The 19,745-nt window shown below is 70.6% G+C and carries 22 protein-coding genes; 9 read left to right on the forward strand and 13 right to left on the reverse strand.

What is annotated here, in order from left to right:
- Positions 1–102 precede the first annotated feature (102 nt).
- On the reverse strand, positions 103–924 hold the full coding sequence (locus BR39_RS0100005) for a flagellin (RefSeq protein ID WP_029906976.1): 822 nt from the start codon (positions 922–924) through the stop codon (positions 103–105).
- Between the two features lie 284 nt (positions 925–1,208).
- A complete protein-coding gene (locus tag BR39_RS0100010) occupies positions 1,209–1,553 on the reverse strand; it encodes a hypothetical protein (RefSeq protein WP_029906977.1) in 345 nt (114 codons plus the stop codon).
- Positions 1,554–1,648: 95 nt separating this feature from the next.
- On the opposite strand from BR39_RS0100010, the gene BR39_RS0100015 reads away from it, so the two are divergent.
- The gene (locus BR39_RS0100015; RefSeq protein ID WP_029906978.1) at positions 1,649–2,635 is read left to right on the forward strand and encodes a YafY family protein; all 987 of its coding nucleotides are present in this window, start codon (positions 1,649–1,651) and stop codon (positions 2,633–2,635) included.
- On the opposite strand, the gene BR39_RS0100020 is transcribed toward BR39_RS0100015, so the two are convergent.
- From BR39_RS0100020 to BR39_RS0100030, 3 genes are read right to left on the reverse strand one after another with little or no spacing between them, the layout of a single operon-like run.
- The gene (locus tag BR39_RS0100020; protein ID WP_029906979.1) at positions 2,632–3,492 is read right to left on the reverse strand and encodes an alpha/beta fold hydrolase; all 861 of its coding nucleotides are present in this window, start codon (positions 3,490–3,492) and stop codon (positions 2,632–2,634) included. The genes BR39_RS0100015 and BR39_RS0100020 overlap by 4 nt on opposite strands.
- A 25-nt stretch (positions 3,493–3,517) precedes the next feature.
- Complete coding sequence (locus BR39_RS0100025) at positions 3,518–3,775, reverse strand: helix-turn-helix transcriptional regulator (RefSeq protein ID WP_029906980.1); 258 nt, start codon at positions 3,773–3,775, stop codon at positions 3,518–3,520.
- Positions 3,775–4,371 carry a DUF2975 domain-containing protein gene (locus BR39_RS0100030; RefSeq protein ID WP_029906981.1) on the reverse strand — a complete coding sequence of 199 codons (597 nt, stop codon included), beginning with the start codon at positions 4,369–4,371 and terminating at the stop codon, positions 3,775–3,777. The genes BR39_RS0100025 and BR39_RS0100030 overlap by 1 nt, the downstream gene beginning before the upstream one ends.
- A gap of 186 nt (positions 4,372–4,557) precedes the next feature.
- On the opposite strand from BR39_RS0100030, the gene BR39_RS0100035 reads away from it, so the two are divergent.
- Both BR39_RS0100035 and BR39_RS27330 read left to right on the forward strand, forming a co-directional pair.
- Positions 4,558–4,959 (forward strand): YciI family protein, encoded by a 402-nt coding sequence (locus BR39_RS0100035; protein ID WP_029906982.1) that lies wholly within the window; start codon positions 4,558–4,560, stop codon positions 4,957–4,959.
- Positions 4,956–6,206 carry an RNA polymerase sigma factor gene (locus BR39_RS27330; protein ID WP_081916432.1) on the forward strand — a complete coding sequence of 417 codons (1,251 nt, stop codon included), beginning with the start codon at positions 4,956–4,958 and terminating at the stop codon, positions 6,204–6,206. The genes BR39_RS0100035 and BR39_RS27330 overlap by 4 nt, the downstream gene beginning before the upstream one ends.
- A 10-nt stretch (positions 6,207–6,216) precedes the next feature.
- Here BR39_RS27330 and BR39_RS0100045 read toward each other — a convergent pair whose 3' ends face one another.
- The gene (locus BR39_RS0100045) at positions 6,217–7,074 is read right to left on the reverse strand and encodes a hypothetical protein (protein WP_156035525.1); all 858 of its coding nucleotides are present in this window, start codon (positions 7,072–7,074) and stop codon (positions 6,217–6,219) included.
- A gap of 56 nt (positions 7,075–7,130) precedes the next feature.
- Positions 7,131–8,141, reverse strand: a complete 1,011-nt coding sequence (locus BR39_RS0100050; RefSeq protein WP_051695019.1) for a DNA topoisomerase IB — start codon at positions 8,139–8,141, stop codon at positions 7,131–7,133.
- A 127-nt stretch (positions 8,142–8,268) separates the two neighbouring features.
- Here BR39_RS0100050 and rlmJ point away from each other — a divergent pair, with 127 nt between their 5' ends.
- The 3 genes from rlmJ (at position 8,269) to BR39_RS0100065 (ending at position 11,117) form a co-directional block, all read left to right on the forward strand.
- On the forward strand, positions 8,269–9,090 hold the full coding sequence (gene rlmJ, locus BR39_RS0100055; protein ID WP_029906986.1) for a 23S rRNA (adenine(2030)-N(6))-methyltransferase RlmJ: 822 nt from the start codon (positions 8,269–8,271) through the stop codon (positions 9,088–9,090).
- Positions 9,087–10,367 (forward strand): chromate transporter, encoded by a 1,281-nt coding sequence (chrA, locus tag BR39_RS0100060; protein ID WP_029906987.1) that lies wholly within the window; start codon positions 9,087–9,089, stop codon positions 10,365–10,367. Before rlmJ ends, chrA begins: the two co-directional genes overlap by 4 nt.
- Positions 10,368–10,448: 81 nt before the next feature.
- Positions 10,449–11,117, forward strand: coding sequence for a hypothetical protein (locus BR39_RS0100065; protein ID WP_029906988.1), 669 nt, complete (start codon positions 10,449–10,451; stop codon positions 11,115–11,117).
- Between the two features lie 178 nt (positions 11,118–11,295).
- Here the strand turns inward: BR39_RS0100065 and meaB are convergent, their stop codons facing one another.
- On the reverse strand, positions 11,296–12,279 hold the full coding sequence (gene meaB / locus BR39_RS0100070) for a methylmalonyl Co-A mutase-associated GTPase MeaB (protein ID WP_029906989.1): 984 nt from the start codon (positions 12,277–12,279) through the stop codon (positions 11,296–11,298).
- Positions 12,280–12,288: 9 nt separating this feature from the next.
- Entirely contained in the window at positions 12,289–12,606 is a 318-nt protein-coding gene (locus BR39_RS0100075; protein WP_029906990.1) for a YbjQ family protein, read from the reverse strand.
- Between the two features lie 152 nt (positions 12,607–12,758).
- On the opposite strand from BR39_RS0100075, the gene BR39_RS0100080 reads away from it, so the two are divergent.
- Positions 12,759–13,265, forward strand: a complete 507-nt coding sequence (locus tag BR39_RS0100080; protein ID WP_156035526.1) for a DUF4112 domain-containing protein — start codon at positions 12,759–12,761, stop codon at positions 13,263–13,265.
- Between the two features lie 33 nt (positions 13,266–13,298).
- Positions 13,299–13,760, forward strand: a complete 462-nt coding sequence (locus tag BR39_RS0100085) for a DUF4112 domain-containing protein (protein ID WP_029906992.1) — start codon at positions 13,299–13,301, stop codon at positions 13,758–13,760.
- Here the strand turns inward: BR39_RS0100085 and BR39_RS0100090 are convergent.
- The gene (locus tag BR39_RS0100090) at positions 13,757–13,954 is read right to left on the reverse strand and encodes a hypothetical protein (RefSeq protein WP_156035527.1); all 198 of its coding nucleotides are present in this window, start codon (positions 13,952–13,954) and stop codon (positions 13,757–13,759) included. The genes BR39_RS0100085 and BR39_RS0100090 overlap by 4 nt on opposite strands.
- Positions 13,951–14,406: a hypothetical protein gene (locus BR39_RS0100095; protein ID WP_029906994.1), complete on the reverse strand. Its 456-nt coding sequence runs from the start codon at positions 14,404–14,406 to the stop codon at positions 13,951–13,953. The genes BR39_RS0100090 and BR39_RS0100095 overlap by 4 nt, the downstream gene beginning before the upstream one ends.
- 197 nt (positions 14,407–14,603) lie before the next feature.
- Between BR39_RS0100095 and BR39_RS0100100 the strand changes: the two genes are divergently transcribed.
- Entirely contained in the window at positions 14,604–15,236 is a 633-nt protein-coding gene (locus tag BR39_RS0100100) for a glutathione S-transferase family protein (RefSeq protein ID WP_029906995.1), read from the forward strand.
- 806 nt (positions 15,237–16,042) lie between these two features.
- Here BR39_RS0100100 and scpA read toward each other — a convergent pair.
- Both scpA and BR39_RS0100110 read right to left on the reverse strand, forming a co-directional pair.
- The gene (gene scpA / locus BR39_RS0100105; protein WP_029906996.1) at positions 16,043–18,193 is read right to left on the reverse strand and encodes a methylmalonyl-CoA mutase; all 2,151 of its coding nucleotides are present in this window, start codon (positions 18,191–18,193) and stop codon (positions 16,043–16,045) included.
- Positions 18,190–19,587 (reverse strand): methylmalonyl-CoA mutase family protein, encoded by a 1,398-nt coding sequence (locus BR39_RS0100110; RefSeq protein ID WP_051695006.1) that lies wholly within the window; start codon positions 19,585–19,587, stop codon positions 18,190–18,192. Before BR39_RS0100110 ends, scpA begins: the two co-directional genes overlap by 4 nt.
- Positions 19,588–19,745: the final 158 nt, after the last annotated feature.

Here is a 19,745-nt window from a genome sequence, read left to right on the forward strand (position 1 = left end):
TGTGGGGTCGTGAGCGGCTGAGTCTTGTCGGTCGCGGGCATAAGAAAAAGGGCGGGTCCGAGGACCCGCCCTTCAAGATGCTGAACTCGAAGTCCGTACCGCTTAGCGGAACAGGCTGAGCACCGACTGCGTCGACTGGTTGGCGATCGACAGGGCTTGGACGCCCAGCTGCTGCTTGGTCTGCAGCGACTGCAGCTTGGCGCTTTCCTTGGCCAGGTCGGCGTCGACCAGGTTGCCCACGCCGGCGTCGAGGCTGTCCTGCAGCTTGCCGACGAAGGTCAGGTGGGTGTCCAGGCCGGTCGAGCTGGTGCCCAGCGACGCCAGCTTGTTGGTGGCGGTGCCCATGGCCGTCCCGACCGTGTCGATCATCGTCTTGGCCGCCGAGGCCGACGTGAAGGTCGACGTCGTGGTCATGCCGATGCCCTTCAGCGACAGGGTCTTGGACCGGACCGTGAACTGCGAACCGTCCGAGTTGGCCAGGAAGGCCAGCTTCGGGGTCGAGCCGTCGGCGATCGACACGCCGTTGAACTTGGCGTTGGTGACGGCCTTGGTGATCTGGTCGCGCAGGCTTTCGAAGTCCGACTTCAGGGCGTTGAACGAAGCGGTGTTCAGCGAGGTGTCGGAAGCGGCCAGGGCCTTTTCCTTCATCTTGCCCAGCAGGTCGGTGACCGTGTCGCCGGCGGCCAGGGCCACGTCGATGGTCGACTGGCCGCGTTGCAGCGAGTCCTTCACGGCGTTCAGCGAGCTGGCGGTCGACGACTGGACCTTGGCGGTCGCCCAGATCGCGCCGTTGTCCTTGGCGGTGCTGATCTTCTTGCCGGTATTGATGCGTTGTTGCGTGACCTGCAGCTCCGAATTGGTGCTGTTCAGGTTTTGCAGGGCGATCATCGCGCCCGAGTTCGTGTTGACGCTATTCAGCGGCATCCGACTAGTTCCTATTCAAGGTTGTCGGCGTCATTTTGACTACCGAGAGCATTTTGCTCGCAACCAGGGTGTCGTCGGGCGGTTTAAAATGGATGAACTCGGAATATTGTTCGCGGCCAACTTTTATAGGTAGGCAATTTATGCTGCGTCGAGTTGTCTACGTTGGGTTTATGTGGCGTTTTGACGCAGTATTGGCTGAACACCAATAAATACTGGGCGCGGGTCGCTAGAGCGCCGTCCCGGTCGTCGGAGCGGCCCGCGACCAAACGTCCGGAGATTGCGCGTCAGGCGCACAGCCGCTGCGGCGCCACGTCGCGGTCGTCGGCGTCGAAAAGATCGAAGGCCTCTTCCCAGGCCGCCTGCCGCGAGGCGCGCAGGGCCGCGTCGTCGATGATCCGGACGATCTGGTCCTCGCGGTCGTTCCACACCAGGCCGATGTCGGCGGCGCGCCCGGCGTCGCGGCCCAGCAGCAGGATGATGTCGGCCTTCAGCACCCGCTCGGGGCTCAGCCGCATCAGGGTGCGTCCGCCGCCCAGGTCGCGATGGACGTCGGCGAAGTCGAGCACGGCCGAGATCATGGCGGCGCTGACGGGGGCGACATGCCAGTCTTGAGCGAGGAGGCGGGTCATGGGGCGGGCTCCTGAAGAGGCGTTCTGCCGGGCCGGTTTCTGAGTTTCCCTTTTGAGGGTGGCATGCGTCAAAAACGGTCGTATAGAGTCGCGCCATGCGACACGACAAAGCCACCCGACTGCTGGACCTGGCCCGGATGCTGGCCGGATCGTCCGAGGGCATGACCCTGGACGAGATGGCCCGCGCCATGGACGTGGGCCGGCGCACGGCCGAGCGGATGCGCGACGCGGTGTGGGCCGCCTTCCCGCAGATGGAGGCGGTCGACGATCCGCCGACCAAGCGCTTCCGCATCCCGTCGGGCCTGGACAGCCTGTTCCAGACCCCGACCGCCGAGGAGCTGGCCGCCCTGCGCACGGCGGCCGACGGCTACGCCGCGGGCGGAGCCGAGGGGCGGGCCGCCGCCCTCTACGCCCTGGAGCGCAAGCTGATGTCGGCCCTGCGCGGCGCGGCGCGGCGCAAGGTGGCCCCCGACCTGGAGGCCCTGATCCAGGCCGAGACCATCGCCATCCACCCCGGCCCGCGCCCGTTCGAGGACGAGGCGGTGCTGACCGCCATCCGCACGGCCGTGAAGGGGCTGCAGGCCCTGTCGTTCCGCTACGAGGGCGGCAGCGCGCCCGGCCGCACCCGCAAGGTGACGCCCCTGGGCATCCTGTTCGGCCACGCCAACTACCTGGTCGCCGCCGAGGGCAAGGATCCCAGGCCCCGCACCTTCCGCCTGGACCGGATGCACTCGGTCACGGCCCTCAGCGAGCCCGCCCCGCCGCCCGAGGACTTCTCGCTGCAGGCCTTCGCCGACGAGAGCTTCGGCATCTTCCACGGGGACATCGAGGACGTGGCCCTGCGCATCGCGCCCGACCGCGCCGAGGACGCCCTGCGCTGGCGCTTCCACCCCAACCAGGCCGTGGTCCAGGAGGAGGACGGCTCGGTGCTGGTCACCTTCCGCGCCAGCGGCCTGCGCGAACTGGCCTGGCACCTGTTCACCTGGAGCGACGCGGTCGAGATCCTGTCGCCGCCCGGCCTGCGCGAGATGATGGTGCAGGAGCTGCGGACCGCGCTGAAGGCGCACGAGGGGCGCGGCTAGGGCCTGCTGTCGCCCGCCTTCTCCACGAACCCGCCCACCACGTCCGCGAAGGCGTCCGGCCGTTCCAGATAGATGAAGTGGCCGCCGCCGGTCATGATGATCCGTCGGGCGCCCGGGATCAGGGCCTCCAGGGCGCCGGCGTGGGCGTGGACGTCAGGCATGTCGATTTCGCCGGTGACGATCAGGGTCGGGACCTTGATCTCGTCCAGCCGGCCCATGACCTCCGGCCCGTCCTTGATCATCCGCGACGCGCCGAAATTGCCGGGATGGGCGGTGAGGTCGGCCAGGACGAAGGCGCGCTGCGCCTCGGCGCCGGGCGTCAGGATGTAGGGGTCCTTGACCGCGTCGGCGAGGCGGCCCTGGGACAGCAGCCCGACCAGGGTCATGGTCCGCTTGGTGAAGTGGTCGGTGGGCCTGAAGCCGTTCACCGCCGCGCCGACCAGCACCAGGCCGTCCACGGCTTCCGGATGGGCCAGGGCGAAGTCCACGGCGATCCCGCCGCCCGACGACGAGCCCAGCACGGTGGCGTGGTCGATCCCCGCGGCCTTCATCACCGCCGCCAGGTCGCCGACGGCGTCGTAGGGCGCGGTCGCGGCCGGCGAGTTTCCGTAGCCCCGCCGGTCGTAGCGCACCACCTTGAACCGGGCGCACAGCTTGGGCCAGGCGGCGTCGAAGGCCGAGCTGTCGAGGATGCCGTCGTGCAGCAGGACCAGGGCCTTGGGCCCGGACCCGCAGGTCTCGTAGGCCACCTTGCCGCCCTCCACGGGGACGAAGGCGGGCGCGGCGAGGGCGGGGGCTGCGCCGAGCAGCAGGCAGCCGGCCGCGATCGCCCACGCGGGCGTTGAAGGCAGTCGCATCGATCTCTCCTGTGATGAAGGGCCGTCAGGCGCGCCTGAGCGTGTCCTGCCCGGCGTCGGGAAGCTGGTCGGTCGTGTCGTCCGGCGCGTATTCCAGGATGTCGCCGGGTTGGCAGTCCAGGTAGGCGCAGATGGCCTCGAGGGTCTCGAACTTCATGCCCTTCACCTTGCCCGACTTCAGCAGGGAGAGGTTGGCCTCGGTGATCCCGATGGCGCGGGCCAGGACGTTTGAGCGCACCTTGCGCCGGGCCAGCATGACGTCGAGGCGAAGGATGATCGGCATCAGACGAACGCCTCCCGGTCTTCCTCGATCTCGCGGCCCACCCGCATGACCTCGCCGATCACGAAGACCAGCAGGCCCAGCACGAAGGCCTGGACGCTGGCCATGTGGGCCCAGTTCCGGTCGATCTCGTAGCCGGTGGCGGCCAGGAACAGGTGGCAGGCGAACGGCGACACGGCGTAGGCGCACAGCCACAGGCCGATGCGGCGGAACTGCACGGCGTTGGCGGGGGCGAACACCTTGCCCCCGGCGTAGAGCCGGAAAAGGCCGCGCAGGCTCCAGAACAGCATGATGATCGGCGTGGCCCGCACGATCCCCACCAGGCAGTAGACCAGCCGGTGGACCAGGGGCAGCGAGCCGAAGGCCACCGAGTTGGGCGGCCCCTCGCCGATGTAGCAGTTGTCCGGCCCGATCCGCAGCAGCTCGCCCTTGTAGAACAGCATGGCGGCCAGGGCGGCGATCAGGATCGCCACGGAGACGCTGAGCAGGCCGGTGAACAGCCAGGCCAGGGCGCGGCTGCCCAGGCGCACGCGGCGCTGGGCGGCGGTCTCGGGCGCGGCCACGGTCTCGGCGCGCGGCTTGAGCTTGATCACGGACATGGCGACCTCCTGTGGTCTTACGCTCGTTCCGAAATTTCTTTCTGTCAAACGATAAATTCGGAAGGCCGATGCGGCCGCGAATTTCGGGCTCGATAATTTCGCCGGCCCGTGTCGAGAATGGCCGGACGGTTCCGACTAGCCCTCGAAAGCGCCGGGAGGACGGCGCTCCAACCGAAGGGAATAGCGATGAAGTACATCCTGATGATGCAGTTCGCCCTGTCCGAGTGGCGGACCGAGATGATCACCAAATGGCCCAGCGAGGACATCCGGGCGCACATGGAGCACCTGCGTCTGTTCCGCGAGGAATTCAACGACACGGGCGAAATGGTGGTGACCCACGGTCTGGCCGGCCCCGACGACGCGCGGTTCGTGCGGGCCCGCCAGGGCGCGGCGCCGGAGGTGACGGACGGTCCGTTCCCCGAGACCAAGGAATTCCTGGCCGGCTACGTGATCGTCGACGTCGAGACGCCCGAGCGGGCCTACTACATCGCCTCGCGCTGGTCCGAGGGCCCCGGTCCCGGCGGCAAGCCGCTGAACCTGCCGGTCGAGGTGCGGCGGCTCATGTCGCCCAGCGGCGAGGAGATGTGACCTCGGCGGCGCTGGACCGCGCGACGACGGCCCTGCTGCGCGAGCTGGCGCCGCGGGTGCTGTCGGCCGTGGTCCGCCGCTATCGCGACTTCGCCGCCGGCGAGGACGCCGTGCAGGAGGCGCTGCTGGCCGCCACCCGCCAGTGGCCGCAGGTCGGCGTCCCGGCCAACCCGGGCGGCTGGCTGGTCCAGGTGGCGTCTCGCCGGATGACCGACCACATCCGGGGCGAGATCGCCCGGCGGCGGCGCGAGGCGGTCGCGGCCGAGGACGAGGGCGCGGTGGTGTCGCCGGGCGACGACCTGGATGTCCTGTCGATCCGGGACGACACGCTGGGCCTGCTGTTCATGTGCTGCCATCCGGCCCTGAGCTCGTCCTCGGCCATCGCCCTGACCCTGCGCGCCGTCGGCGGCCTGACCACGACCGAGATCGCCGGCGCCTTCCTGGTGCCCGAGGCGACGATGGCCCAGCGGATCAGCCGGGCCAAGCAGAGCATCCGGGTCTCGGGCGTGCCGTTCGAGGCCCCCGACGCCGCCGAGCGGGCCGGACGGCTGCGGTCGGTGCTGCACGTGCTCTACCTGATCTTCAACGAGGGCTACACCGCCAGCGCGGGACCGGACCTGCAGCGCGCCGATCTGGCGGGCGAGGCGATCCGGCTGGCGCGGCTGGTCCGGGGACTGCTGCCGGACGACGGCGAGGCGGCCGGCCTGCTGGCCCTGATGCTGCTGACCGACGCCCGCCGCGCGGCGCGGACGGGGGCGGACGGCGAGCTGGTCCCGCTGGCGGAGCAGGATCGCGGCCTCTGGGATCAGGCGGCCATCGCCGAGGGCGTGGCCCTGGTCGAGGCGGGCCTGTCGCGCGGGGCGATCGGCCCCTACCAGCTCCAGGCCGCCATCGCGGCGGTGCATGACGAGGCCCCCAGGGCCGAGGACACCGACTGGCCGCAGATCCTGGCGCTGTACGGCCTGCTGGAGCGGATGGCCGACAACCCGATGGTCCGCCTGAACCACGCCGTCGCCCTGGCCATGACGCGCGGACCCCGCGTGGGCCTGCGCCAGCTGGTCGAGCTGGAAACCGACAAGCGGCTGGCCGGCCATCACCGCCTGGCGGCCGTGCGGGCGCATCTGCTGGAGATGGCGGGCGACCGGGCGGAGGCGGTCGAGGCCTACCGCACGGCGGCGGCGCTCACCGCCAGCGAGCCCGAGCAACGGTACCTGTCGGGCCGGGCGGCGCGGTTGGCTGAGTCCTAGGCGCGGAACGCTAGGGCGCGGGGCAGCCCAGGTCCGCGACGTAGACCCGCCAGCCGCTCACGGCCGCTCCGCGCTGTTCCTCGGTTCCGCCGTTGGAGATGGCGCCGAAGGACTGGCCGGTGATCTGGTTCAGGATGGCGTCGAGCGCGTCGACGACCTGTTCCGGTCCGTAGTGGCGCACGCCCTCGAAGGCGTCGGCCGCGTGGTTCGTCAGCGAGATCGCCGGCACGGCCAGGACGTGGCGATCGTCCATGTGGGCCACGATCGCCGGAACGCCGGCGGGACCCAGCGCTTCCAGCCGCGCGAAGATCGCCCGCTGTCGGACGTCGGCGCCGGGACGTCCGCGCAGTCCGCCCAGCTCGGAAACCAGACGACGGACTTCCGCATCGTGGGCGGCGGGGGCGGGGACGGCGCGAAGCAAGGCGGCCTGGCGGGCGATCTCGCTCCGCACGCCCGCCTGCGCCTGGGCCGTGGCGGGCGTCAGCGCCTTGGGGGAATAGCCGGCGAAATAGAACTGCGGCGGCGAACCGGCCTGGGTCAGGAAGAGCAGGGCTCGCCGGTCGACGGCGGCGCGCAGGGCGTCGGGCGGCGGAAGATAGGCCTCGTCCTTGGGGTAGATCTGGACGGCGCCCGGCATGGGGCCCTTGAGCGACGTCGCGTCCGCCAGGGGTGCGGCGATGTAGGCGGGATGCTCGACGGCCTTGGCCAGGGTCGCCTGCGACAAGCCGAAGCGCGCTTCCACGATGCTGGACGAGGCGGCGACCAGCCGTGCCAGTTCGGGCGAGGCGGGGCAGGCGCGCGGCGCTGCGGCGGCGGGCCCGGCGACCAGGGTCGCGACGCACGCCCAAGACGCGAAACGTGTCAGCACGACGAACTCCCGAAAACCCCGGCCAAGCTTGGCGCGGGAGGGGAGGGTTCGCAAGCTCAGGCCGCCACCAGCTTCAGCAGCGCCAGTTCCTTCCCCCTCGGCGACCCGGTCCGCCGCTTGGGTAGTCGGCTGGTCTCGAAGGCCTCCAGCACCTTGGGGTGGATATAGGCCGCGCGGCAGACGGCCGGGGTGTTGCCTAGCAGGCCCGCCACCGCCTTGACGCAGGTGTTGAGCGTGCGCTTGGCCTCGGTCTTGGTGGCGGGCTTGGGGCTGAGGCTCAGCGCCTCCAGGGCGGCGAGCGAGCCGTACCAGGTGCGGAAGTCCTTGGCCGAGAAGTCGTCGCCGCAGGCCGCGCGGATGTAGTCGTTGACGTCGCTGCTCTCGATCGCGCGCCGCTGGCCGTCCTCGTCGAGATACTGGAACAATCGCTGGCCGCGCAGCTCCTGGCAGGCGCCGACGATCCGCGCCAGGCGACGGTCGCGGAAGCCGGTGCGGTGCATCTTGCCGCTCTTGCCCCGGAACTCGAACACCGCCCCGCCGCCCGCCAGCTTCAGGTGGCGCTTCTGCATGGTGGTCAGGCCGAAGCTCTTGTTGGTCTTGGCGTATTCGTCGTTGCCGACCCGGATCAGGGTCAGTTCCAGCAGGCTGACCACGGCGGCCAGCACCTTCTCGCGCGGCAGGCCCCGGCGGGCGAGGTCGGTCTCGACCCGCCGGCGCAGGCGGGGCAGGGCGCGGCCGAAGGCGGCCATGCGGTCGTACTTGCGCGCGTCGCGGTCGGCCCGCCATTCGAGGTGGTAGCGATACTGCTTGCGGCCCTTCTGGTCGCGGCCCACCGCCTGGATGTGGCCGTTGGGGTCGGGGCAGATCCAGACGTTCGTCCAGGCGGGCGGGATGGCCAGGGCCTTGATCCGGTCCAGGGTCGCCTCGTCCTTCACCGGACGGCCGTCCTCGTCGGCGTAGGCGAAGCCCTTGCCGTGCGCCAGCCGGCGGATGCCCTGCTCCTGGTCATTGACATAGGCCAGCAGGGTGCGTTCGGCGGGTGTGGTTTCCAGCGTGTCGCGGGGCACGGCGGTCACCGTTCCACGGGACGGCGTACGCCGTGTTCGGAATTATCCTGGGCCATCACTCGCTCCCAACCCTAATGTCCGCCAACGTGGTAGACGGAGCGCCGGTTCCGGGAGCGACGCGCCAGACATGAACTACCGACATGCCTTCCACGCCGGCAATTTCGCCGACCTGCAGAAGCACGCGATCCTGCTGGCCCTGCTGAAGGCCCTGACGGCCGACGAGACGCCGCTGTCGGTGATCGACACCCACGCCGGGGCCGGGGCCTACGACCTGGGCGGCGACATGGCCCTGCGCTCGGGCGAGGCGGCGGCGGGGATCGGGCGGCTGCTGGCCATGCCGGACGCGCCCGCGGTGTTCGCGCCCCTGGTCGCGGCGGTGAAGGCGCTGAACGGCGGCGGGGCGGGCGGGCTCTACCCCGGCTCGCCGCTGCTGGTGGCCCGCCATCTGCGCAGGACCGACCGCTACACCGCCTGCGAGCTGCGGGCCGACGACTTCGACAGCCTGCGCCGGACCCTAGCCCCCTACGCCTTCGCCCAGGCGGTCCAGGCCGACGGCTACGCGACCGCGGCGGCGCGGGCGGGGAAGGGCGGGCGCACGTTCGTGCTGATCGACCCGCCGTTCGAGCGCAGCGACGACTACGCCCAGATCGTCGGCGCGACCAAGGCCGTGCTGGCCAGGGACAAGGACGCCGTGATCGCCGCCTGGATGCCGCTGAAGGACCTGGAAACCTTCGACGCCTTCATGCGCGCGATGGAAACCGTCACGAACGACGCGCTAGCTGCCGAACTCCGCCTCCGGCCCCTGACGGACCCGATGAAGATGAACGGCTGCGCGATGGTCATGGTCGGGACGCCCGCGTCCGCCGAAGGGGCGATCGCCGAGGTCACGACCTGGCTGGCCGACCATCTCGGTGAGACCGGGGCCAAGGCGCGGATCTGGCGCGCGTGACGCAGGCCGCCGGCCCCAGCTTCCGGGAAGCGTTCTGGGTCTGGCTCAAGATCGGCTGCCTGGGCTTCGGCGGCCCGGCCGGCCAGATCGCCCTGCTGCACCGCGAGGTGGTCGAGCGGCGCGCCTGGATCGACGAGGAGCGCTTCGCCCACGCGCTGAGCTTCTGCATGCTGCTGCCCGGTCCGGAGGCCCAGCAACTGGCCACCTGGCTGGGCTGGCGGCTGCACGGGGTGCGCGGCGGGATCGCGGCGGGACTGCTGTTTGTGCTGCCCGGCCTGGCCGTGATGCTGGGGCTCTCGGTCCTCTACGTCGCCCACGGCCGCGCGGCCTGGGCGGGGCCGGCGCTGCTGGGGCTGAAGGCGGCGGTGGTCGCCCTGGTGCTGCAGGCCCTGATCCGCATGGGCGGCCGGGCGATCAAGGGCGTGGCCGGCGGGTGGGCCGCGGGCCTGGCGTTCCTGGCCCTGACCTTCACCGTCGTGCCGTTCCCGCTGATCATCCTGGCGGCCGGCGCGGTCGGCTGGGCCCTGGGCGGCGGCGCGGTCGCGGCCCAGCCGTCCGAGACGTTCGCGCGGACCCCCTGGCGCACGGCCCTGGTCTGCCTGGCGGTCTGGCTGGCGCCGGTGCTGCTGGCCCTGGCCGTCTGGCCGGCGTCGACCCTGGCCAGGATGGGCGGCGTGTTCAGCCTGTTGGCGGTGGTCAGCTTCGGCGGCGCCTATGCGGCCCTGGCCTATGTGGGGCAGGCGGCGGGCGCGTTCGGCTGGCTGGCGCCCGGCCAGATGCTGGACGGCCTGGGCCTGGCCGAGACCACGCCGGGACCGCTGGTGCTGGTCCTGGTCTTCGTCGGCTTCGTCGGCGCCTACCAGAACGCCCCGGCCGAGTGGGCGTGGCTGGTCGGCCTGGCCGGAGGACTGATGGCCGCCTGGACCACCTTCGCGCCGTCGTTCCTGTGGATCTTCGCCGGCGGGCCGTTCTTCGAGCGCCTGCGCTCGCGTCCCCGCCCGGCCCGCGCCCTGGCCCTGGTGTCGGCCGCCGCCGTCGGGGTGATCGCCAACCTGGCGGTGTGGTTCGCGGTCCACCTGCTGTTCCGGACGGGCGCGGTCCACAGCTGGGGCCTGTTGCGGGCCGAGCTTCCGGACCCGGCCAGCCTCAACCTGCCGGCGGCGGGCCTGACGGTCCTGGCCTGCGGGCTGGTGTTCGCCCTGCGCGCCCCGGTCCTGGCGACGGTGGGGGCCATGGTCGCCGCCGGCCTGGCGCTGGGCGCGACCGGAATGATTTGAACCTCGACCGGATTTAGCGACTCCGCCCGCTCGAAAACCGTGTTATGCTGCACTGCAACAAACGGTTGTTGGAGCTCGGCCATGACCCTTTCGTTCCTTCCCGAAACGCCCAAGATCGACCTTGAGAAGGGGCCCAACCTGCTGGCCGGCGCGGCCTCGCCGCTGTGGCTGGTGTTCGGCGGCGCGGCCGCGGCCGGAGCGACCTGGTGGTGGTGGTCGGCCCGCTGGCGCGAGGCGATCAATGTCGAGGCCCTGATGGCCACGGCCCTGACCCCGGCGCTCGCCGAAATCCCGCTGGCCCCTGAGCCCGTCGAACTGGCCCCCGAGCCGGTGATCGATCCCGTCACCGAGGCGCCCGTCCTGGCGCCGGTCGAGCTGGAGACGGCCGAGCCGGTCACCGCCGCCGCGACCGCCGTGACCGAGACCGTCGCCGAGGCGGTGCAGGAGACGCTCGACACCGCCGAGGCCGTGATCGCCGAGACCGCCGACACGGTCGAGGTCGTGGCCGAACCCGTGGTCGAGGCCGCCGTCGAGCAGGCCAAGTCGGCCGGCGACGACCTGACCCTGCTGGTCGGCATCGGTCCCAAGTTGGCGGCGTCCCTGGCCGAGCTGGGCGTCACGCGCTTTTCCGAGATCGCCGCCTGGGGGCCGGAGGAACTGGCCGATTTCGACGCCAAACTGAGCCTGAAGGGCCGCGCCGAACGCGACGCCTGGGTGGCCCAGGCCAAGCGGTTGGCGGCGGCGGACTGATCTACATCCGATCCCCTATCTAGTTCCGTCATCCCGGGCCCTGTGCCCGGGACCCCTCTATCCGCCGCAGGTGGAGGAGGGGCGGTTCGCTGGCGAACCGCTTGCGCTTCACGTGCGAGCTGAACCAGGGGTCCCGGGCACAAGGCCCGGGATGACGGCTGTTGGGGTAAATGTGAACCTAATCCAGCCCGAAAGCCGCCAGCAGCCGGTCGGCCGCCGCAGAGGCGGGCAGGTCGCCGGCCCGCACCGCCCGTTCGACCTCGCCCGCGATGGCCGCCACGGCGGGCGCCTCGCGGAAGGCCTCGGACAGGCGGTCCTGGACCATGGCCCACATCCAGCGGCTGTCCTGGTCGGCCCGCCGCGCGGCGCGGGCGCCGTTGGCGGTCATGATCTCGCGATGGCGGCGGATCTGGGTCCACAGCGCGTCCAGCCCCGCGCCCGTCAGGCCCGAGGCGGTCAGCACCGGCGGCGTCCAGTCGGGCGAGGCCGGCGTCAGGATGTGCAGGGCGTTGCGGTAGTCGCGGGCCGAGCGCCGGGCCTTGTCCGGATCGGCGTCGGCCTTGTTGATCACCAGGAGGTCGGCCAGCTCGATCAGGCCCTTCTTGATGCCCTGCAATTCGTCGCCGCCGCCGGGGATCAGCAGGGCCAGGAAGATGTCGACCATGTCCGACACCACGGTCTCGGACTGGCCCACCCCCACGGTCTCGACGATGATCACGTCGAAGCCCGCCGCCTCGCACAGCAGCATGGCCTCGCGCGTCTTGCGCGCCACCCCGCCCAGCACGCCGCCGGAGGGCGAGGGGCGGATATAGGCGTTGGGGTCGACGCTGAGCCGCTCCATGCGGGTCTTGTCGCCGAGGATCGAGCCGCCGTGCCGGCCCGACGAGGGATCCACCGCCAGCACCGCCACCCGATGGCCGGCGGCGGTCAGCATCGTGCCGAACGCCTCGATGGTGGTCGACTTGCCGGCGCCCGGCACGCCGGTGATCCCGATGCGCTGGGCCCCGCCGGTGCGCGGCATCAGCCGTTCCAGCAGGGCGCGGGCGACCTTCTGGTGGTCGCGTCGGCGGCTCTCGACCAGGGTGATGGCGCGGGCCAGGGCGGCGCGGTCTCCGGCGAGCAGGCGCGTCTCGAGATCGGCAATGTCGATCGGTGAAGTCACGCGTCCCGCTTAGAGGACGACGGCGGTCCCGGAAACCGAAACCATCATCATCGAGCCGTGCGGGCCCACGGTGTTGTAGTCGAGGTCGACCGCCAGGATCGCGTTGGCGCCCAGCTTCTCGGCTTCCTTGGTCAGGTTCTTCAGGGCGTCCTCGCGGGCCCGGGCCAGCACCCGCTCGTAGGACTTGGAATGGCCGCCGATGAAGTCGCGGATGGCCGCCATCAGGTCCAGGACGACGTTCGCGCCAAGGATCGACTGGGCGTAGATCGCGCCCTTGTAGTCCTGGACCGGCCGTCCTTCGATGAAGGGGGTGGTCGAGATCAGCATCGAGAGGCCCTCGTCAGCGGCGTCCGGCGCGCTCGCCGTTAACTTAAGCACAAACGCCGCCGTTCGCGAGGGGCTCCCTCGGAGCGCGAGCGATTTGCGGATCGCTTTCGCGTGACACGCGAAACTATGCCGTGGCCACTTCCTGCGGGCCCATGGTTAAGGCAGATTGGCGCCGTAGCGTTGCTGGGGGCCGCCGGGTGATCTTCGCCAAATCGCATCTCGACCTGCACAACATCCGCAACAACGTGGCGCGGGTGAAGAAGCTGTCGGACAACGTGGTCGGCGTGGGGCCGCTGGGCATCGGGCTGGACGGCCTGCTGACCTGGATTCCGGGCGCGGGCGAGCTCTACAGCCTGGGCGCGGGCGGGCTGATCGTCTGGGACGCCGTGCGCGCGCGCTCTGCGCCGATGATCGTCGTCCAGATCATGGCCATCATCCTGGTCGACACCGTGGCCGGCGCCGTGCCGGGCGTGGGCAAGGTGGCCGACATGCTGTTCACCGGCCACAAGTGGTCGGCCGACATGCTGACCAGCCACATGGACGACACGATCTATTTCGAGGGCACGCGCAAGGACGTGCAGGGCACGGCCGAGTACCGCGACCTGCTGGAGCGCATCCGGGCGGGCAAGGAAAAGCGCCGGGTCGTGTTCCTGGGCTAGACAACCAACTTCGGGGCGGGGCGTTGACTTGAGATGACAGAGCGCACCGACACCCTCGAAGGCTTCGTCGTCGACGAAGGCCGTTCCGGCCATCGCCACAAGGCGCACCAGGCTTGGCGCCACGCCGAGACCATCAAGCGATTGTCCGATCGGCTGATCGGCATCGGCCCGTTCGGCCTGGGTCTGGACGGCGTCCTGGCCTGGGTGCCGGGCGTCGGGCCGGTCTACAGCGTCGCCGCCGGCGGCCTCCTGATCTATCACGCGATGATGGCCAAGGCGTCGGCCGCCACCCTGGCGCGGATGCTGGCCTATGTGGCGATGGACACCGCCACCGACGCCGTCCCCGTGGCCGGCTGGGCCATCGACACCCTGTTCCCCGGCCACCTGATGGCGGCCAAGGCGCTGCAGAAGGACATCGAGTCCCGTCACGGCCTACCCGACGAGATCGACGCCAAGACGCGCAAGAAGCGCAAGGTGAAGAAGGCGCGGGGCTAGAGCAGCTGGTCGTACCAGGCGGTCGGCCCCGGCAGCCATCGGGCCGTGAAGTCGCATCGACCGCGACGCCAGTCGAAGACGTGTCCGTCGTCCAGGCAGGCGTCGGCCTCGAGCTGCCGGCTCAGCCACCATTCCGTCGTCAACAGGCCGGTGACGAAGGCGAGGGCCAGGCCCACGCGAGCGAGCTTCCTCATGCCGGCGACGCCTCGCGGGGCGAGGTCCCGCGCTTGCGGGGGCCGTAGGCGATCCACCACACGCCCAGGCCTGTGACCAGGCCCAGCACGGCGCTCAGCGGCCACAGCAGGGACACGTCCGCGCCGTGCCAGCCGGTCAGCTTGACCGCCACGGCCGCGCCGGTGATCGCGCCGATCCCGGCGGCCAGGCTTCGATGGTGGCGGCCGAACTGGTGCAGGCAGGCCCAGGCGCAGGCGGCGCAGAACACATAGGGCCAGCCCAGCACCGCGCCGAACGGCAGGGCGGCGACCACCCCCGAGGCGGCGCTGGCGGCGCGCTGGGCCAGGGCCATGGCGTCGTCGGTCCAGATGATCGCCTGCGACAAGACCAGGGCGGGAAAGGCGAAGGCGAAGACGAGCGCGGCGACGATACGGGAAAAGGAGGTGGTCTCGCGGGCGGGCGGCGGGAGCATGGGCGGGCTCGGAGGCTGAGGTCGGGAAGCCTCATCAAGCGCCGGGCCGGTGCGGTTCCGGCCGGTGTCCGGTGGGAGATGTCGTCAAGAGTCGGTGCAAGGGGCGCGCCTCGTCGGCGAAAAAGGCTTTGGCTCTTGTCGGGAAGCGCGTCTGCTGGACGTCTTCATGAGGTTGGATCCACCATCGGGGCGCGAACATGATCACGGTCTTCGGCGAGGGCAGGGGCTTCCGGGTCGTCTGGCTGCTGGAAGAGATGGGATTGCCGTACCGGCTGCGGGGCGTCGACCTGCTGGCCGGCGTCGAGAACGATCCCGAATTCCTGGCGATCAATCCGGCCGGCTTCATCCCGGCGCTGCAGGACGGCGACGTCGTGATGGTCGAGTCGATCGCGATCATGGAGTACCTGATCGCCCGCCACGGCCCGACACCGCTGGCGCCCGCGCCCAACGATCCGGCCTTCCCGGCCTACCAGCAGTTCCTCCATCTGGGCGAGGCGGGGCTGGCGGGGTCGATGTATTTCGTATCGGGCGCCCGGAACATCGCGCCCGAAGGTCAGCGCGACAATTGGAGCGCGCGCCAGGCCCTGGACGTGTTCACCACCCGCCTGACCCTGGTGACCCGACAGCTGAAGCGCTCGCCGTTCCTGGCGGGCGAGGCCTTCACGGCCGCGGACATTTCTGTCGGCTATGCGCTGGAAATGGCGAAGAAGAACGTCGGGTTCGAATTCGGCGACCTCGAGCTGGCCTATCTGACCCGGCTCCGCGCCCGCGACGGCTACCAGCGCGCCCTGGCGACCTGCCACGCCACGCGGGGATGGTGGCAGAGCTGAGTTGGAGCACTTGCTCTGGCAACGGCTCCGCCGTCTGTCCGTCCCTCAACCTCCGTCATCCTCGGACTTGTTCCGAGGACCCCTGTGTCCGCTGGCTTGCCGTTTGGGTTGGCCCGCGACCTCGCCGCTTCACGGATTGTCCTTCTTCTCGGCTGAGGCAGGGGTCCTCGGAACAAGTCCGAGGATGACGGGCGTGAGGGCGTTGGGGAGGGGCTTGCGGGGATACAGCGCGCTCAATCCCCGCGAACGACCGCACGAACCCCAGCAATCTCAAAGCCCTGCAACAAAATCAGCGTCACAGGCGCCGCCGCGTTCAAACCGCCCGCATACTGGTCCTCGCCCTGTCGTGGGGAGGACGTCCGGCCGGCGACCGATACGTGCGACAGGGGCGGTCGAGCGGGAAGCGTTCGTCGGTGGTCTTCAGTGACGCTTCGGGCGTCCTGGGCAGGTTTCCCTGAAACATCGGGACGAAGCCCAGGCGGCGGAGGATCGGCGGACGCGGCAGGCCCGAGCTGAAATCGCTCGGGCGGTCCGGAAGGGTCGTCAACCTTCCGCCCGTCGGGGGCCTCCATCGGGAGCGGGTTAAAACCCCGCACCTCGAAGGCTCACCGGAAAACGATCCGCGCGGAGCGTCCAGACCCTGTCGAAACGGTACTCTCCACAATCCTACGCCGGGCATGGCCCGGACGCTCCGCCGCCTCCCACCCGCCGGGTTTCCCCGGTCGGGGACATGCGCTCGCGCGTGTCCCCAGGTCTTGGCGCCGCGGATGCTGTTGGGGACACGCCCAAGGGCATGTCCCCGGCCCCTAGGCCGCTTCCTGCGTGTAGCCCAGCTGCTTGTTCAGCTTGTCCAGCAGCTCGATCACCGCCTCGGCGATCACGGTGCCGGGCGGGAAGATCGCCGCGGCGCCGGCGTCGCGCAGGGCCTGGAAGTCCTGGGGCGGGATCACGCCGCCGACCACCATCATGATGTCGCCGCGACCTTGCTTGGCCAGTTCCGCTTTCAGTTCGGGGGCGAGCGTGAGGTGGCCCGCCGCCAGCGACGAGGCGCCGACGATGTGGACGTCGTTCTCGACCGCCTGCTTGGCGGCCTCGGCCGGGGTCTGGAACAGCGGGCCGATGTCGACGTCGAAGCCGAGGTCGGCGAAGGCGGTGGCGATCACCTTCTGGCCGCGGTCGTGGCCGTCCTGGCCCATCTTGGCCACCAGGATGCGGGGACGGCGGCCGTCGGCCTGCTCGAATGCCTGGACCATGGCCTTGGCCCGGGCGGCGGCGGGATCGGCGCCGGCTTCCTTCATATAGACCCCCTGGATCGACTGGATCGTGGCGCGGTGGCGGCCGAAGACGTTCTCCATGGCCAGGCTGATCTCGCCGACCGTGGCGTGGGCGCGGGCCGCGTCGACGGCCAGAGCCAGCAGGTTGCCGGTCCCCCGGGCGCCGTCCTCCAGCGCCTTGAGCGCGGCGGCGGTCTTGGCCGGGTCGCGCTCGGCCTTCAGCCGGGCCAGCTTCTCCAGCTGCTGGTTGCGCACCGAGGTGTTGTCGACCTTCAGCACCGGGATGTCGTCGGCGATCTCGGGCTTGTAGCGGTTGACGCCCACCACGCTCTGCTTGCCGCTGTCGATGCGGGCCTGGGTCTTGGCGGCCGACTCCTCGATGCGCAGCTTGGGCAGGCCCTGCTCGATGGCCTTGGCCATGCCGCCCAGGGCCTCGACCTCCTCGATGTGGGCCAGGGCCTTGACCGCCAGGTCGTGGGTCAGCTTCTCGACGTAGTAGCTGCCGCCCCACGGGTCGGCGACGCGGGTGGTGCCGCTCTCCATCTGCAGGAACAGCTGGGTGTTGCGGCTGATCCGGGCCGAGAAGTCGGTGGGCAGGGCCAGGGCCTCGTCCAGGCTGTTGGTGTGCAGGCTCTGGGTCTGGCCGTTGACGGCCGCCATGGCCTCGACGCAGGTGCGGGCGACGTTGTTGAACACGTCCTGGGCCGCCAGCGACCAGCCCGAGGTCTGGCTGTGGGTGCGCAGGGAGAGGCTGCGGTCGTCCTTGGGATCGAACTCGCGCTTCATCAGCCGGGCCCACAACAGCCGGGCCGCGCGCATCTTGGCCACTTCCATGAAGTAGTTCATGCCGATCGCCCAGAAGAACGACAGGCGCGGGGCGAAGGCGTCGATGCTCATGCCCGCCGCCACGCCGGCGCGGGCGTATTCGACGCCGTCGGCCAGGGTGTAGGCCAGCTCCAGGTCGGCCGAGGCCCCGGCCTCCTGCATGTGGTAGCCGCTGATCGAGATCGAGTTGAACTTCGGCATCTTCTCCGAGGTGAAGGCGAAGATGTCCGAGATGATCCGCATCGAGGGACCGGGCGGGTAGATGTAGGTGTTGCGGACCATGAACTCCTTGAGGATGTCGTTCTGGATGGTCCCGGACAGCTTGTCGGGGCTGACGCCCTGTTCCTCGGCGGCGACGATGTAGAGCGCCAGGATCGGCAGCACCGCGCCGTTCATGGTCATCGACACGCTCATCTTGTCGAGCGGGATGCCCGAGAACAGCGTGCGCATGTCGAGGATGGAATCGATGGCCACGCCGGCCATGCCGACGTCGCCCTTCACCCGCTCGTGGTCGCTGTCGTAGCCCCGGTGGGTGGCCAGGTCGAAGGCCACCGACAGGCCCATCTGGCCGGCCGCGAGGTTGCGACGGTAGAAGGCGTTGCTGTCCTCGGCGGTCGAGAAGCCCGCGTACTGCCGCACCGTCCAGGGGTTGGTCACGTACATGGTCGGGTAGGGGCCGCGCAGATAGGGCGCGACGCCCGGATAGCCGCCGGTGAAGTCCAGGCCCGCCGTGTCTTCGGCGGTGAAGGCCGGCGGCACGTCGACGCCTTCGGGCGTCTGCCAGATCGCGCCTCCGGGCGCCGCCGCGGTGACGCCGGCCGCGAAGTCGACGGTCGTGAAATCGGGGAACTTGCTCATGCTTGCGCTCCCTCGAAGGCGGCGGCGAACCGGATGGGCGTCAGGGGCGGGCAGCGGGAGTCCGGTCCGGGCACGCGGGCGCTGGGGGGATCGACGGCGAAGTCGGCGGCCTTGGGCGTGGCGACCTCCACCGGCTTGTCGTCAGCGTTGGGGAAGGCGGTGACGCCCAGGATCTTGCGGCTCTTGTCGGCGAAGGCGGCTTCCTGCGCCGCGCGGGTGGCGCCGACGATCTCGGCGATCAGGCCGCTCTCCAGCGCCTTGACGATCCCGCCGGCCGCCTCGATGGCCTGGAAGCCGCCCCAGGCGGCGCGGACCAGCTGGTCGGTCAGGCTGTCCAGGTACCACGAGCCGCCGGCCGGGTCGGCGACGCGGCCCAGATGACTCTCCTCCATCAGCACCAGCTGGGTGTTGCGGGCCTGGCGGCGGCCGAAGGCGGTGGGCAGGCCGACGGCGTCGGTGAAGGCGCCCAGGACGATCGCGTCTGCCCCGCCGACCGCGCCGGCGAAGCCCGCCGAGGTGAGGCGCAGCAGGTTGGTCCAGGCGTCGGCCTGGGTCAGCATCCGCTGGGACGAGCGGGCCTCGATCACGGCCGGAACCGACACGCCGCAGGCGTCGGTGATCCGCGCCCACAGCGCCCGGGCGGCCCGGATCTTGGCCACGCCCGTGAAGTACTCGGCGTCCAGGCTGACGCCCAGGACGATGCGCGAGAAGGCCTCTTCCATGGAGAGGCCGGCGCGGACCAGCGCCTTGGCGTAGGCCAGGGCGCTGGCGGCCATCGTGGCCAGTTCCTCGGTGTTGGACCCGCCCGCCTCGTGCACGGCGCGGCCTGTGGCCAGCATCAGGCTGGCCTTGGCGTAGGTCTGGGCCAGGCGGGTCCCGACCGTCGCGGCCGAGATCAGGTGGCCCTCGATCGGTCCGGGGCTGACGCCGGCCTGGGCGAAGGCGGTCAGCGGATCCATGTGGAAGGCCAGGGGCGCGTTCGGCGCGGCCTTGGCCAGGCCGCCCAGCCAGTCGGCGGCCTTGGGACCCAGGAAGCCGGCGTCCAGGGCGACGGGGGCCAGGTCCAGCAGCACGCCGTTCAGGGCCTGGGCCAGGTCCTGCAGCGAACCGACGGCGACGCCGTTCACGCCGGTCGGGTCGACGGCCAGCAGCACCGAGGCCGCGCCGCCCTCCAGGTCCTTCATGATCTCGGCGGCGGTCTGGCGCGGATCGGGATGGGCGGCGCGCATGCGCAGGTCCCAGGGCCGCTCGGCGTCGCGGGCCCGCAGGTCGCGCGCCACGGCCACGCCGTCCTCGACGGTGTAGAGCGGCCGGATGGCGATTCCATCGGGAGTCCGGGTGATCAGGGCGTCGTCGAACGCCTGGCCCTTCAAGGTCTTCTCGACCAGGGCCATCCATTTGGACCGATCCGGGGCGCCAAAATCCTCGGCCAACGGGGTGGGCGGGTGATTCACGACGTCTCTCTCCTGCACCGCAGCATTTTCTTGTTTTGGCCAGCAGATGCGCCTCTGCCCTAAGGTAGGTCAAGCGCTTGCGTGCGGTGCGAACACGC

The organism is Caulobacter sp. UNC358MFTsu5.1 (genome assembly GCF_000712075.1).
Lineage (GTDB): Bacteria > Pseudomonadota > Alphaproteobacteria > Caulobacterales > Caulobacteraceae > Caulobacter.